At 44.1% G+C, this 15,177-nt stretch carries 15 protein-coding genes; 9 read left to right on the forward strand and 6 right to left on the reverse strand.

What is annotated here, in order from left to right; genetic code table 11:
* Positions 1-58 precede the first annotated feature (58 nt).
* From NFI81_RS07130 to NFI81_RS07145, 4 genes are read left to right on the forward strand one after another with little or no spacing between them, the layout of a single operon-like run.
* Positions 59-901, forward strand: coding sequence for a type 1 glutamine amidotransferase (locus NFI81_RS07130; RefSeq protein WP_234613216.1), 843 nt, complete (start codon positions 59-61; stop codon positions 899-901).
* Positions 894-2,087, forward strand: coding sequence for a hypothetical protein (locus NFI81_RS07135; protein ID WP_234613215.1), 1,194 nt, complete (start codon positions 894-896; stop codon positions 2,085-2,087). Before NFI81_RS07130 ends, NFI81_RS07135 begins: the two co-directional genes overlap by 8 nt.
* A 57-nt stretch (positions 2,088-2,144) precedes the next feature.
* Positions 2,145-3,356: an aspartate aminotransferase family protein gene (locus tag NFI81_RS07140; RefSeq protein WP_234613214.1), complete on the forward strand. Its 1,212-nt coding sequence runs from the start codon at positions 2,145-2,147 to the stop codon at positions 3,354-3,356.
* A gap of 6 nt (positions 3,357-3,362) precedes the next feature.
* Entirely contained in the window at positions 3,363-4,241 is an 879-nt protein-coding gene (locus NFI81_RS07145; protein WP_234613213.1) for an aldose 1-epimerase family protein, read from the forward strand.
* Between the two features lie 9 nt (positions 4,242-4,250).
* On the opposite strand, the gene NFI81_RS07150 is transcribed toward NFI81_RS07145, so the two are convergent.
* The 5 genes from NFI81_RS07150 to NFI81_RS07170 all read right to left on the reverse strand — a co-directional run bounded on the left by NFI81_RS07150 (position 4,251) and on the right by NFI81_RS07170 (position 9,727).
* Positions 4,251-4,646: a type II toxin-antitoxin system HicB family antitoxin gene (locus NFI81_RS07150; RefSeq protein ID WP_234613212.1), complete on the reverse strand. Its 396-nt coding sequence runs from the start codon at positions 4,644-4,646 to the stop codon at positions 4,251-4,253.
* Between the two features lie 6 nt (positions 4,647-4,652).
* The gene (locus NFI81_RS07155) at positions 4,653-4,832 is read right to left on the reverse strand and encodes a type II toxin-antitoxin system HicA family toxin (RefSeq protein ID WP_234613211.1); all 180 of its coding nucleotides are present in this window, start codon (positions 4,830-4,832) and stop codon (positions 4,653-4,655) included.
* 110 nt (positions 4,833-4,942) lie between these two features.
* Positions 4,943-5,275 carry a thioredoxin gene (trxA, locus tag NFI81_RS07160; RefSeq protein ID WP_082216473.1) on the reverse strand — a complete coding sequence of 111 codons (333 nt, stop codon included), beginning with the start codon at positions 5,273-5,275 and terminating at the stop codon, positions 4,943-4,945.
* An 86-nt stretch (positions 5,276-5,361) separates the two neighbouring features.
* Complete coding sequence (dnaE, locus tag NFI81_RS07165; protein WP_234613209.1) at positions 5,362-9,000, reverse strand: DNA polymerase III subunit alpha; 3,639 nt, start codon at positions 8,998-9,000, stop codon at positions 5,362-5,364.
* A 55-nt stretch (positions 9,001-9,055) separates the two neighbouring features.
* On the reverse strand, positions 9,056-9,727 hold the full coding sequence (locus NFI81_RS07170) for a DUF2461 domain-containing protein (protein ID WP_234613207.1): 672 nt from the start codon (positions 9,725-9,727) through the stop codon (positions 9,056-9,058).
* A 93-nt stretch (positions 9,728-9,820) separates the two neighbouring features.
* Here NFI81_RS07170 and trpS point away from each other — a divergent pair, with 93 nt between their 5' ends.
* From trpS to NFI81_RS07190, 4 genes are read left to right on the forward strand one after another with little or no spacing between them, the layout of a single operon-like run.
* Positions 9,821-10,798: a tryptophan--tRNA ligase gene (trpS, locus tag NFI81_RS07175; protein WP_234613205.1), complete on the forward strand. Its 978-nt coding sequence runs from the start codon at positions 9,821-9,823 to the stop codon at positions 10,796-10,798.
* On the forward strand, positions 10,795-11,370 hold the full coding sequence (locus NFI81_RS07180) for a phosphatase PAP2 family protein (protein ID WP_234613204.1): 576 nt from the start codon (positions 10,795-10,797) through the stop codon (positions 11,368-11,370). The genes trpS and NFI81_RS07180 overlap by 4 nt, the downstream gene beginning before the upstream one ends.
* Positions 11,371-11,409: 39 nt before the next feature.
* Positions 11,410-12,354, forward strand: coding sequence for a ribose-phosphate pyrophosphokinase (locus NFI81_RS07185; RefSeq protein ID WP_234606750.1), 945 nt, complete (start codon positions 11,410-11,412; stop codon positions 12,352-12,354).
* Positions 12,355-12,391: 37 nt separating this feature from the next.
* Positions 12,392-12,958: a 50S ribosomal protein L25/general stress protein Ctc gene (locus NFI81_RS07190; protein WP_233798093.1), complete on the forward strand. Its 567-nt coding sequence runs from the start codon at positions 12,392-12,394 to the stop codon at positions 12,956-12,958.
* A 60-nt stretch (positions 12,959-13,018) separates the two neighbouring features.
* Here the strand turns inward: NFI81_RS07190 and NFI81_RS07195 are convergent, their stop codons facing one another.
* Positions 13,019-13,945, reverse strand: a complete 927-nt coding sequence (locus tag NFI81_RS07195) for a 2-hydroxyacid dehydrogenase (protein ID WP_234613203.1) — start codon at positions 13,943-13,945, stop codon at positions 13,019-13,021.
* A 95-nt stretch (positions 13,946-14,040) separates the two neighbouring features.
* On the opposite strand from NFI81_RS07195, the gene pdxA reads away from it, so the two are divergent.
* The gene (pdxA, locus tag NFI81_RS07200; RefSeq protein ID WP_234613202.1) at positions 14,041-15,150 is read left to right on the forward strand and encodes a 4-hydroxythreonine-4-phosphate dehydrogenase PdxA; all 1,110 of its coding nucleotides are present in this window, start codon (positions 14,041-14,043) and stop codon (positions 15,148-15,150) included.
* Positions 15,151-15,177: the final 27 nt, after the last annotated feature.

A 15,177-nucleotide genomic window follows, 5' to 3' on the forward strand; every position in this document is an offset into this window, starting at 1 on the left:
TTTAGCTGATTATTAATACATTATAACGTTTGCCTGCGCACGCGGCAACCCCTCTAAAATGAATGATGATAAAAAACATTTCCGGATTGCCATTCTGGACATGTATAACGGGTTTGAGAATGAAGGAATGCGGTGTATCAAAAAGATCATTACTGCATTCGGTGAGAATGAGTCTGTGCCCGTTGAATACACAATTTTTGATGTAAGACAAAAGCTGGAAATTCCGGGAATGCATTTCGACGCCTATATTTCTACCGGCGGTCCCGGGAATCCTTCGCCGGTTGGTGAGCCTTGGGAAAAGCGGTTTTTTAATTTTTTAGACCAAATATTTCAATTCAATGCAAACCGGCATAACAAGACAAAAAAGCATCTTTTCCTGATATGCCATTCCTTTCAGATGGCCTGCATTCACTGGCAGCTGGCAGGGGTTAGCAAAAGAAGAAAAACCTCTTTTGGAACATTTCCAGTGCATAAAACAGCGCTGGGCAGAAAAGATTCTTTACTGAGTGCATTAAGCGATCCTTTCTGGATCGTGGACTCCCGCGATTTTCAGGTGACCCAACCTAACAAATTTAGGTTGGAAGATATGGGCGCGAAATTGCTTTGTCTGGAAAAGGTAAGGCCGCACGTTCCCCTTGACCGGGCAGTGATGGCCATTCGTTTTTCAAAAGAAATCGTCGGCACACAGTTTCATCCCGAGGCGGACGCGGAAGGTATGCTTCGTTACTTTTTGCGCGAAGACAAAATGACCAGCATTATTGCGATGCATGGTGAGGCTAGATACAATGATATGATCTCGCATTTGAATGATCCGGACAAAATTATGATGACCGAAGCGGTTGTGATCCCGGCGTTTTTGAAAAATGCATTGAACGAATCTTTCCTGCCTGCCTATGCATAAGGAAGCCCGCGAAGCATTCAACCGCTCATTTACAGAAAGCAAATACAAAGCGCTGGCCAATTCCTTCGAAACGGACTTTCCGGGCCAGCTGGATTTTCGCATAGCGGAAACGCCAATTTTTGTCCCGAAGGAATTGTTAGAGAAAATTAACATTGCCTCGGAACAGATTATTGATACGTTGCGGTCGCCAGAATTTATATTCAATACAGAAAGGGCTGTTCCGGCGGATCAAAATGTGCCCAATGAAAACACGCACACGTCATTTCTGGCGATTGATTTCGCCATTTGCAAAGACGAGAAAGGAGAACTCACTCCGCAACTCATTGAATTGCAAGGCTTTCCTTCCGTGTTTGGTTATCAGGCATATCTATCTGAGGCCTTCAAAAAACACTTCGAAATCCCTGACAACTTCCGTTACAGCTTCGGCGCAGATTCCTATGAAGAATATGTAGCCAAGTTGAAAGAATTAATCCTCGCGGGCGAAGATCCTGAGCAAGTAATTTTATTGGAAATTTTCCCTGAAAAACAGAAAACGAGAATAGATTTTGCGGTTACGGAATCAATGCTCGGTATCCAGCCGGTTTGTTACACCAAGTTAATCAAGGAAGGCAGAGACCTTTTCTACGAAAAAGATGGCAGGAAGATCCAGATCAAAAGAATCTATAACCGCCTGATATTCGATGATTTACTTAATTATCCAGACTTAAAAACAAGCTATCATTTCACAGACGACGTGAATGTCAGCTGGGTTGGTCATCCCAACTGGTTTTTCAGGATTAGTAAATTTTCCATTCCATTTCTGAAAAGCGATTACATTCCGGAAACAAAGTTTGTAAGTCACTATGAGGGCAATTTTCCAGCAGATCTGGAAAATTATGTTTTGAAACCACTCTTTTCATTCGCCGGTTCTGGTGTTCAACTTCACGTTTCAGAATCAGACTTAGTGGCCATACCAGATCCGGAAAATTACATTTTACAGCGAAAAGTGGTTTATGAACCAGTGATTCAGGCACCGGACGGTTTAGTTAAATGTGAAATCCGAATGATGTATGGCTGGAATGATAACGCAGACAAACCGGAACTGCTTATTTCATTGAGCCGGCTCAGTCGTGGGGAAATGATCGGCGTTCGCTTCAACAAGGATTTTACATGGGTTGGAGGCAGCGCGGCTTTTTTTGAAAAGTAAATTATGTTTTATAAAAATTATAAATAAAATACTTTTGAAAAGTATTTAACATTTAGAATGCATATATCCCACCGCCAACATTTTTTTGATCATTTAGCCCAAACCTCAGACTATCCACTTGCCTTAGAAATTGAAAAAGCGGAGGGCGTGTACATGTACAGCCCGGATGGAAAGCGCTATATGGACCTCATTTCCGGGATTGCGGTCAGCAATGTAGGGCATCGGCACCCAAAAGTCCTCGCCGCAGTGCATGAACAACTTGAAAAGCACATGCACTTGCTCGTATATGGTGAATTCGTGCAAAGTACGCAGGTGCAGCTTGCCAGGGCGCTCACAGAAACGCTACGTTTGGAAAGTGCAAATCCTTCCCCCTACGGCCTGATTGACAATGTTTATTTTACCAATTCTGGAACGGAAGCGGTCGAAGGTGCGATGAAACTGGCGAAGCGTTTCACCGGTCGTGATGAATTTGTTTCCTGCTTTAATGCGTACCACGGAGCTACCCAAGGCGCGCTGAGCCTTGCTGGAGCAGAATTTTTCAAACGAAATTTTCGTCCGTTACTTCCCGGCATAACCAATATCAAACATGGCTTTTTGCCCGATATTGAAAAAATAACGGATAAAACGGCCGCAGTGATCATTGAAATCATTGGTGGTGAATCCGGGGTACGTGTGCCGGATGACGTGTATTTTCCTGCCTTGCGAGAAAAATGCAATGAAACGGGAGCCCTGTTGATTTTCGATGAAATTCAGACAGGATATGGCCGTACGGGTTCGTTTTGGGCTTTTGAGCAGTTTGGCGCTTACCCGGACATTGTACTGAGCGCCAAAGCAATGGGTGGCGGCATGCCAATTGGTGCTTTCATGGCATCTCAACAAATTATGGGTGCCTTCAAAAACAATCCGATCCTGGGACACATTACCACATTTGGCGGGCACCCTGTGAGTTGTGCGTCTTCGCTAGCCGCATTGCAGGTTACATTAGAAGAAAATTTAGCGGCCTCGGCCAATGCAAAGGGCGACCTTTTTAAATCGTTATTAATTCATCCGGCGATTAAGGAAGTGAGAGGAAGAGGACTAATGCTGGCTGCGGAGATGGAATCTTTTGCGAAGTTGAAAAACACCATTGACCGCTGCATTGAACGGGGCGTTGTTACCGACTGGTTTTTGTTCTGCGACAATGCCATGCGCATTGCACCGCCGCTTACCATCACGGAAGATCAGATCCGGGAGGCTTGTACTGTTATTTTGTCAGTTTTGAACGAATAGGAACATATGAATTATTCAATTGAAAATCAGTTTTTGAAGATTTCCGTCCAGGAGCAAGGCGCTGAACTTTGCCAGATCCAGTCAACGGTAACGGGTAAAGACTTTTTATGGGATGCTGATCCCGACGTTTGGGCGAGTTATGCTCCGGTGCTTTTCCCCGTAATTGGCGCGATTAAGGATGGATATGTCAATTACAAAGGCAAGCAGTACGCCGTTCCGCGTCACGGTTTTATCCGGAATAATGCTGATGTTAAGCTAGTTGATCAAAGTGCTAATAGTCTAACATTTGGATTGAAATTCAGTGAAAAGACATTGGAGATTTATCCTTTTGAATTTGAATTCCTCATCACATACAGCCTCAAAGAAAACCGGGTTATTGTGCATCATGATGTAATCAATCACGGAACTGGTGAAATGCTATTTTCCCTCGGCGGACATCCGGCGTTCAAATGTCCGCTTCACGATGATGAAGCTTATGAAGATTACTATCTTGAATTCTACGCCGTTGAAAACGACTCGACCTGGCTTTTGGAAAAGAATGGCTTAGTAGGAAATACAACCAGACCAGTTCTCGAAAACACGAATGTCCTGCATTTGAACAAACATTTGTTCAACAATGACGCATTGATCTTCAAACATTTAGTCTCAAAGGAGGTCAGTCTGCGCAGTACAAAATCGTCACAAGTAATCACGCTCCATTTCGACGACTTTAAATATCTCGGCATATGGGCGAAACCCGGCGGCCACTTTGTCTGTATAGAACCCTGGCTAGGCATTGCTGACAATGCTGATTCGGATCAAAATTTTGAAACGAAGGAAGGGATCTTGAGACTTGCTGCCGGTGAAAGGTTTGCTGCTAAGTTTGAGATTGAGGTTTCTGAATAGGGTTCAGAATTATAATTCGACAGCCAAAAGCTCACTGCCGAGCCGATGCAGCGCAGCCTCGATCCGCTTTGCCTGCGCTGCTCTCGGCTTCTTTAAGCCAGAGGCATAATGGTTTAGCTGCTTTTCGTTCATTCCTGTCAATCGTGCAATGCCTGTTTGGCTAAAAATACCCTTATAGTATTCCAGGAGGCTCTCTACATCAAATTTCCAAACAATTTCATAATCTCCCTTCAATGCTGTTGGAATATTTTTATCATCAAATGATTTAACAATTTCAATGCATTCGAGAATCGATTGCTTTACTTGATCGATTGTTTCTCCACCTCCATTGATCTTGTCGACATTATCACCATATGCCCAAAAGAAGTCTTTGCTCCGTTCAATAATGACGCGAATCTTTTTCATATGACTTTATTTTAAATTCATTTTTTTAACTGTCTTTAATCGAATCCCCTCAGCCATTTCCTTTGACCCATGATAAGCGACGGTGTAAGTTTCCTCCCCTTTCTGGTAAATATAATGGCTGCCATTCGACCTGATGCAAACCCAACCATTCCTGCGAATGAGCCGGTGAAACTCTGATGACTTCATTGTTAGTGTGAGTAATGTGCGTTCCAAAAGTATACAATAATATACCATTTACAAATCACGCACAAAAAAAACCTCCGAACGGAGGTTTTCAATTATTTAACGGAACAAATCTAAACCGTAGCTTCAATCTGTGCGTTTAATTTATCTTCCAAAGTTGTTTTTGGCACAACGCCTACAACTTTATCTACTAACTGTCCGCCTTTAAAGATCATCAAAGTTGGGATACTGCGGATACCGAATTTAGCTGGCACCGACGAGTTCATATCCACATCCATTTTACCAATAACAGCCTTTCCTTCATACTCACCAGCAAGCTGTTCTACAACCGGCCCGATCATCTTACAAGGACCGCACCACTCAGCCCAAAAGTCTACAAGTACTGGCTTATCTCCCTGAATGAGATCTTCAAAGGTGCTATCGGTAATTTCAAGTGCTTTTCCCATGTCGAAAAAATGTCTAATGTTTTTTTATTAATCTGATGTAATAAGGATTATAAGTAACTAAAAGTTCCTGATTCTACCTCATCCGGTCAGTTTAAAAAGAATTTCACACCATGAAATCCGTTAAGCACTTTGAACAGTTCATTGGACGGCGCAACCCTGTAACCGCGGGACACCATTTCTACTTCCAGATGCGTTTCGGGATCTATAACAGTCATATTAACCGCACACGCACCTGGGTGATTACCAAAGGTTTCGTTCAGCAAATGAATGAATTGCGCGTCGATCTGATCCAGTGTCAAGTTGATTCGAATTTTACGGCACATCTTATCCCGGATTTCGGTTAAGAGTTGAATTTGAGAGATTTTAAATTCAAACTGATCTTCCTGTTTCCAGCGGTTTTGCACTTTGCCCTTAATGTAAAGGAACTGCCCCACCTGCAAGTAATTTTTGAACCGAATGTAATCCTCTCCGCCCAAAAGCATTTCCATCGAACCGCGGTAATCCTCAATTTTGAAGATCATAAACAAACTGCCATTACGCGACATGCGTTCCTGTGCACTCGTTACAATTCCGCCAACACTAATTTCCTTACCAAAATATTTCGGCGCCTTTTCATTTTCGCCAATCTCCATCACTTTATCAACCGTGCAATTGCAGAAATTGTCCAGCTCCACCCGGAATGTATCCAACGGATGCCCTGAAATGTAAAAACCTACAACTTCCTGCTCATAGCGCAGCTTAGCAAGATCATCCCAAGCTACGATATCGGCAGCTTTCGGTTTGGCAATCTCAGCACCGCCACCGGAATGACTAAATAAATCGACCACGCCTCCGCCTTGCGCTTTGTTGGCATAGCGGATCAGTTTTTCAATAAAAGTAAGGTTATCATTTGCATCCGTCGCAAAATATTGTGCCCGGTGATATTCAGGAAAGCAGTCAAATCCACCCGCATAGGCCAGACTTTCAATGGTTTTCTTATTGACCGTGCGCAGGTTTACCCGTGTCATAAAATCAAAAATATCCTTAAACGGACCATTCTGATTCCTTTCTTCAATAATAGCCTCCACCGCTGCATCGCCGCTTCCTTTCACACCCGCCAGTCCAAAACGGATTTCATGTTTCTTATTGGCATTAAACTGCCTGTCCGACTCATTAATATCTGGCCCTAACACTTTCAATCCCTGCGCTTTACATTCCTCCATAAAGAAGGTGATCTTTTCAATGTTGCCCAGTGAGCTTGTTAAAACGGCTGACATATATTCTGCCGTGTAATGTGCTTTTAAATAAGCCGTTTGGTAAGCAACAAACGCATAACACGTTGAGTGAGACTTGTTAAATGCATAGGATGCAAACGCCTCCCAGTCAGTCCAGATTTTTTCGAGCTTTTTGGCATCCAATCCTTTTTCCGCGCCGCCTTTCATGAAGTCGCCCTTCATTTTGTTCAGCGTTTCTATCTGCTTTTTACCCATTGCTTTACGCAATGTATCAGCTTGTCCTTTCGTGAAGCCACCCAGTTTTTGGGACAAAAGCATTACCTGCTCCTGGTAAACCGTAATTCCGTATGTATCTGCCAGATATTCTTCCAGTTCAGGCAAATCGTAAGTAACTTCTTCCAAGCCGTTTTTACGGCGAATGAAGTTCGGAATGTAAGCGATCGGACCTGGACGATACAGAGCATTCATGGCGATAAGGTGCTCAAAACGGTCCGGGATAAGATCGCGCATATACTTTTTCATCCCGTCGGATTCAAACTGGAAAATCGCGTTAGTTTCGCCCCTTTGGAACAATTCAAACACTTTCGGGTCGTCCAGCGGAATGTCGTCAATGACAATATCGACATTATGATTTTGCTTGATCAGCCGCAATGCTTCCTTAATGATGGTCAGGTTTCGCAGACCCAAAAAGTCCATTTTAATAACCCCGGCGTCCTCAATGATCTTTCCCTGATATTGTGTGATCAAAAAATCGGAATCTTTGGACGTGCTGACCGGAATGATCTCGGTCAAATCGCTCGGCGCGATAATAATTCCTGCTGCGTGAATTCCTGTGTTCCTAACCGTTCCTTCCAGTCGTCTTGCTTCTTGTAAAACACTCGCTTGCAAGTCATTACCTAATGCAATGGCGCGCATTTTTTTCACATTATCCAATTCCTCAGGCGCAATTCCCTCCTTTTTCGTCAAACTCCCCTCTCCTTCCAGCGGCGCTGTAAAGATGCGGTTCAGGGTCATATTATAGGTAGGCTTGTCAGGAACGAGTTTCGCGAGCATATTGGCGTCTGCGAGTGGCAGGTCCATCACACGCGCCACATCCTTGATCGCGGATTTCGCGGCCATTGTACCATAAGTCACAATCTGCGCAACCTGGTTGTAACCATATTTTTTTACCACATAATCAATTACTTTCTGACGGCCTTCATCATCGAAGTCCGTATCAATATCAGGAAGTGAAATACGGTCGGGATTCAGGAAACGCTCAAAAAGCAGATCATATTTAATGGGATCAATGTTGGTGATTCCCGTGCAGTAAGCCACCACAGAGCCGGCCGCAGACCCGCGGCCCGGGCCAATGAAAACGCCCATTTTACGGCCTGCATCAATAAAATCAGCCACAATGAGGAAGTAACCAGGGAAACCCATGTTCCGGATGGTTTGCAGCTCGAAGTTCAAACGGTCTTCAATCTCGGGCGTTATTGTTCCATATTTGAATTTAGCGCCTACAAAAGTAAGGTGTTTTAAATACTCCCATTGGTTTAATACATCGGCCGTAAGCTCCTTTTTCCCAGCCATTTCCGACAATGTGTGCGTCTTAAATTCGTCAGGGATGGGGAAATTGGGCAGCAGGATATCTTTCCGAAGATCCAGTGCTTTTATCTTATCAACAATCTCATTTGTATTGTCCAGCGACTCGGGTAAGTCGTTGAACAGCTTCATCATCTCGCTGGTGTTTTTGAAATAAAACTGGTCATTAAAGAACGCGAAACGGGAGCCCTTTGGAATGCCCTTATCATCATCAAAATCCTTCGCAGAAGGCGTGCTTTGCTTGTCGCCCGTGTTGATACAAAGCAAAATATCATGCGCATTCCAGTCTTCCTGATCCACATAATGTGAATCATTGGAGGCAATGATCTTCACATTGTATTTTCTTGCAAATCTTATAAGAACCTCATTAACAATGTATTGATCCCGGATTTCATGGCGTTGCAATTCTACGTAGAAGTCTTCGCCAAACAGATCCAGCCACCATTTAAATTCCTTCTCCGCTTCGGCTTCACCTTTACGGATAATGGTTTTTGGAATAATTGCACCAATGCAGCAAGTCGTCGCAATCAGGCCTTTATGATATTTGACAATCAGCTCTTTATCAATCCGCGGATATTTTCCATACATTCCCTCGATAAAACCGAGTGAACACATTTTAACCAGGTTTTTGTATCCCAATTCATCCTTAGCAAGCAGCAACTGGTGGTGCCGTACGTCCTTTTTATCCTTTGTAAACTGCCGAATATGTCGGTCTTCCACCACATAAAATTCGCATCCCACAATCGGCTTGATGCCCTGCTTATTGCCTTCCGCCACGAACTCAAAGACGCCGAACATGTTACCGTGATCCGTGATGGCCACCGCAGGCATGTTATCTTCCTTGGCCTTTTTGAAAAGCTTCTTTATATCCGCCGCACCGTCCAGAAGGGAAAATTGCGTGTGGCAGTGCAAGTGTGAAAACTGCATATTTAATAAATGTGGTTTTGGAATTGTAGACTAATCAAAATGGCAGGCGCTCAAATCAGGACTCCGCAGGCTGTTCATATATTACATAATTCATATAGTCCGTAAAAGGTTTAAGCAAAGAGATCCCTTGAACGACCATTTTTCCAAAGTCTTTGGAAGTCACTTCTTTATCCGTGTAATTATGGGAGAAAAAAAGTTGTTTTTGTTTCAATAACTCAATCTCGGGGTGATCTTTGGCGTATCCTTTTGGCGTAGTTTTCAAAGCCTCACCCTCAATCTTCGGATAGTATGCATGAAAGTCTTTGTCATGGATAATCTGCTTCAACTCATCCGCGTTGTAATCGATCTCCTGACGAAATCTGGCCAGTTGCTCTGGCGTAGTTTCCCACATGCCGCCGCCCAGGAATGTTCTGTCGCCAGGTTGGATTTGGAGATAATAATCAATTTTCCCCGAGCCTTTGCCACCCGGACCTATGCCCGCGCTGAGGTTGTTCTTATAAGGTGCCTTATTTTTGGAAAAACGGATATCGCGGTTGATCCTGAAAATACATTCTTTCACCTGCAAATTTCCCAGATCCTGAAATTTGCCAACTTCTTCTATTAAATAGGCAACCAGCTTCTCCAAATCGGCCTTTGCCGCGTCGTAATCCTTTCTATTTTGCTGGAACCATTCCCTGTTATTATTTTCGGCTAACTGACTTAAAAAGTGAAGTGTTTTGGATTCCATCGTGTATTGGTGAAGCTATAAAATTCAAATTTACTACGTTTTGTGATTCAATTTAACGAATTTTGGCAAATTAGAAATCGGAAAAATATTTAAATGGCCAGAATCCTTACAGGCATTCAGAGTAGTGGAAGACCGCATTTGGGGAATATTTTAGGAGCGATCGTTCCTGCTATTGAACTTTCAAGAAACCCTGAAAATGAATCTTTCTTTTTTATCGCAGACCTGCATTCCCTTGTCTCGATTAAGGATGGAAAATTGAGACACGAGTACGCGCGTGCCATTGCTGCAACGTGGCTTGCGTTCGGTTTTGATTTTGAGAAAAATGTGTTCTGGAGACAATCCAGGATTCAGGAACATACAGAGCTGGCCTGGTATCTCAATTGTTTTACACCGTTTCCCATGCTGGCGAATGCAACGTCTTTCAAAGAAAAATCGGAGAAACTGGCGGATGTAAATGCGGGGTTGTTTACCTACCCGGTTTTGCAGGCCGCGGATATTTTACTTTATAATGCCAACATTATCCCGGTTGGCAAAGATCAGAAACAGCATCTGGAAATGACCAAGGATATCGCTACACGATTCAATCTGCTTGCCGGAGAAGAAATGCTGACATTGCCCGAACCGCAGATTGACGAACGCATCATGACCATTCCGGGCGTCGACGGCCAGAAAATGAGCAAGTCATATCACAACTACATTGATATTTTCGTCCCGGAAAATGAGTTAAAAAAAGCGATCAAAAAGATTGTTTCTGACTCTACGCCTCTGGAAGAACCCAAGGACCCTGAAACGGACATTACATTCAAACTATATAGCCTCGTCGCCTCGGAAAGCGAGGTCGCAGCTATGCGCCAGAATTATCTGAATGGTGGTTTCGGGTATGGACACGCCAAACAGGCGCTCCTGGAATGCATGCTGGAAAAATTTGCAGAGCCTCGCCGCATTTTTAATCATTATATGGAAAATGAGCAGGAACTGGAAGGCATTCTTGTAGCTGGCGAAACGAAAGCGCGTGCCATAGCTCAGGAAACAATTGGAAAGGTTCGTAAAGTCCTCGGTTACAGCTCATGACGGAAAGCGTTGACATGCTGATCAATTCGGACCAGGATTTATTTCTCTGGCTAAACGGTCATCATACGCCCTTGCTGGATTCGTTAATGTACTGGATCACATTCAAATACACCTGGATTCCCTTGTATCTCGGACTGATTGCCCTGCACCTGAAAAAGGAGTGGAAAAAAGGGCTGCTCGAGATCGCGGTCGTTCTGATTGCCGTGATTATCGCGGATAAAATTACGTCCGGATTTATGAAACCATATTTTGTCCGTTTCCGGCCGTGCCACGAGCCTGAACTGCAAGGATTGGTCCATCAAGTCACGGGTTGTGGCGGACTTTACGGTTTCGCATCGTCCCATGCTTCCACCAGTTTTGCTGTTGCTACGGCCTGGTTTGCCTTCCTGAGAACCAAGGCTCCAAATATGTGGTTTTTGTTCGTCTGGGCGGCGATTTACTCATATAGCCGCGTGTATGTTGGCGTACATTACCCGGCTGATATCGTGATCGGCGCAATGATCGGACTGGTCGTTGGCTGGCTTTGTTTAAAACTTTACCACACTTTTTTGACGAGATATTACCGTATCTGATTGATTTTATTTAATTTTGCGCAAATTTCAGTCTGGCCAATGGGTTCATTTAATACAGTAAAAATATTTTCGGGGAGTCAATCCGAATATTTGGCCAAAGACATTGCCAGGTATTATGGCAAAGAGCTGGGAGGTTATACATTAAGGAAATTCAGTGACGGAGAGCTTTCACCCAGTTTCGAAGAATCGATCAGAGGGTGCGACGTTTTCCTGATCCAGTCCACATTTCCTCCTGCTGACAATCTGATGGAGTTGCTCTTAATGGTGGATGCCGCCCGTCGCGCTTCTGCACATTATGTAACAGTGGTAATTCCTTATTTTGGTTACGCTAGGCAAGACAGAAAAGACAAGCCGCGCGTAGCAATCGCTGCGAAAGTAGTTGCCAATCTGCTTACTTCTGTTGGCGTAGATCGTCTCATGACGGTCGATTTGCACGCAGGACAGATCCAGGGCTTTTTTGACCTCCCTGTTGACCATTTGGAAGGAACGTCTATTTTTGTTCCCTACATCAAATCACTGAACCTTAAAAACCTGCTGATTGCGTCGCCTGATATGGGTGGAGCTGCCAGAGCGCGTAACTTTGCGAAGTTTCTGAATGTGGATATGATCCTTTGTGACAAACATCGGAAACGTGCGAACGAAATTGCGAGTATGCAAGTGATTGGTGATGTGGAAGGCATGGATGTTGTACTCGTTGATGATTTGATCGACACCGGTGGCACACTTTGCAAAGCAGCCGAATTGATTATAGAAAAAGGGGCCAATTCTGTGCGGGCCATCAGTACACATGCCATCATGTCTGGAAAAGCGCACGAAAACATTGCCAATTCTGTTTTGGAAGAGCTGATTATCACTGATACGATTCCTTTGAAGCAGCAGAATGCAAAAATACGCGTATTGTCAGTTGCAGAATTGTTCGCAAAAGCAATAGGCCGTATCCGTGATCATGAATCTATTAGTTCTTTGTTTATAAATTATCAGTAAATTATTTCATTTTTTAACTTCTTAATTAAATATTCTTATGAAAACGCATGAGATTGTAGGGTTTAAAAGAGCGAATCTCGGCAAGACGGAAGCAACCGAACTACGTTCACAAGGTTATGTTCCGTCTGTGCTGTATGGTGGAGCTGAGCAGGTTCATTTTTATGCACCAGCTATGTTGTTCCGCGAGTTGCTTTTCACGCCGGATATTTTTAATGTTACGCTTAATATTGAGGGTACTTTATATAATGCCATCTTACAGGAAAGACAGTTTCACCCGGTTAACGACTCATTGATCCACGCGGATTTCTTGCAGATCGTTGATGGCAAGGAAATTAAAGTGGACGTTCCTGTAAAATTAACAGGTACATCGTCTGGTGTAATGAAAGGTGGTAAAATGAATCAAAAATTGCGTAAATTGCGCGTACAAGGTTTGGCTGAGAACATTCCAGACTATGTAGATGTTGATGTAACTGAGCTGGATTTAGGAAAATCTGTAAAGGTTGGTGCAGTAAAGGCTGAAAATTTCGTTATATTAACAGCCGCAAGCAACCCGATTGCTTCAGTTGAGATCCCACGTGCACTGAGAGGTACACTTGGTAAGTAAGTATTTTATTTTTCATGGCTAATAGATGCAAACGTGCCGACCTTTGGTCGGCATATTTGTTTATAACCAGTTCTGGATTTGCTCTACCAGCACTTCGTTGATCCGCACATAACTCTCGTGCGTCCAGCCTCCGATGTGTGGCGTAAGCACCACATTGTCCGAGGCGCGCAGATAATCAAATGCCTCTTGCTGTGCTAAGGTAAGCTTACCGATCTTCTCATTTTCCAGCACGTCCAGGCAAGCGCCCAGAATTTTCCCGGACTCTAACCCTTTTACAACCGCATCAAGACTGACTGTTTCTCCTCGCGAGAGATTGATCAGATAGAATGGTTTGGAAAAATTTGTTATGAAATCGTCGTTCACCAAATACCGCGTAATTTCTGTCAATGGAATATGCAGGCTTACAACATCCGCTTCCTGCATGATCTCTTCCAGGCTGGATTCTGTGGCATATGCGTCGCCGTAATTATCACGGTATTTGTCATACGCAAGCACGCGGCAGCCGAACCCGCTTAACCGCTGCGCCGTTGCTGAGCCGTTGTTGCCATAGCCGATAATGCTAACCGTTTTCTTCATCAACTCTACGCCACGGTTGCCTTCACGGTCCCAGGTTCCGTTGCGAACTTGACGATCTGCTCTTAATATGTTGTTAAAAAGCGCCAGAAGCATTCCCAGCGCATGTTCGGCCACAGCGTCGCGATTGCCTTTCCCTGCGTGAAACACCTCAATATCGCGCTTTGCAGCAGCTTCAAGATCGATGAGGTCCAGGCCTGCCCCTGCCCTGGCGATAAAGCGCAGCTGGGTTGCCACGGACAGCATTTCCTCGTCCACATTGGTTTTGCTTCGGATAATGAGTCCTTCGTAGCCAGAAATGTCGCTTAAAATGTCTTCCCGACGGAATTCAGGGTGATAGGAATAATCCCAGCCTTGATCCCGCAACATGTCAAAAAGTGAGGGATGCATCGAGTCTGCGATCAGGATTTTCATAGGAGCACGGGATTTTTTGTAACTTGCCGGTCAATCATTGCGCAAAAGTAATACAGAATTACTCAGAAGAACAGTTACAATAGCATTTAACCTACATGAGCGATCAAATCAGCGATAAACCCGTCATAGGAATTACAATAGGCGATTATAACGGAATTGGCCCCGAAGTTATACTCAAAGCATTAGAGGGGAATCAGTTAGCAAAATTGTGCACACCCATTATTTACGGCTCTCTAAGAGTGCTCAACCAATACCGCAATCTTTTAGAAATGAAGGACTGGGCCTTGCACGGTATTCAAAAAGTGGAGCAAGCCAATCCGAAACTGACCAATGTTATCACCTGCTGGCACGATCACCAAACCGAAGTGCAGCCGGGGAAGATTACCGCAGAGGCAGGTCAGGGATCTTTTGCATCATTGAAAAGAGCTGTTGAGGATTTGAAAGAAGGAAAAATTGAGGCTTTGGTAACCGGTCCGATCAACAAGGACAACATTCAGAATGAAGATTTTCAATTTCCAGGCCATACAGAGTTTTTAGCTCAGTCTTTTGGAAAAGAAGATGCGCTGATGTTCATGGTTTCCGGCGAGCTGCGTGTGGGCGTTTTATCGGGACATATTCCCCTTGAAAAAGTAAGCACAAATGTTACTGCTGAAAAATTGACGACCAAAATCGAGCAAATGCTGCAATCATTGAAAGGTGATTTTGGAATAAAAAAACCTAAACTTGCCGTGCTTGGCCTTAATCCGCATGCCGGTGAAAACGGGTTGCTGGGAAGTGAAGAAATCGACGTTATTCAGCCTGTCATTAATAATTTCAAGGAAAAAGGCAATCTTGTATTTGGTCCTTTTCCTGCGGATGGCTTCTTTGCTGCCGCTACTTACAAGCAGTATGACGCAGTTTTGGCCATGTATCACGATCAGGGTTTAATCCCTTTCAAAACGCTGGCTTTCAATGAAGGCGTCAATTTTACAGCCGGACTTTCAGTTGTGAGGACTTCGCCGGATCATGGAACGGCCTATAACATTGCAGGGAAAAATATCGCAGAGCCCGGCTCACTATTGCAGGCGATCTATCTTGCTTGCGATGTTTCGAGGTTTAGGGTGGTGAATGAGGATATTGACAAACATGCATTAATATCAAAACCGCAACAATCTGAAAGTCAGCATCCTGCCAAGTCAGGCGGGAAGCAGCGCTTTAACAACTAAAATCTGGCTGTCCGCCGGTTTGCCAGG

The sequence above is a fragment of the Dyadobacter fanqingshengii genome, assembly GCF_023822005.2.
Classification (GTDB): Bacteria; Bacteroidota; Bacteroidia; order Cytophagales; family Spirosomataceae; genus Dyadobacter; species Dyadobacter fanqingshengii.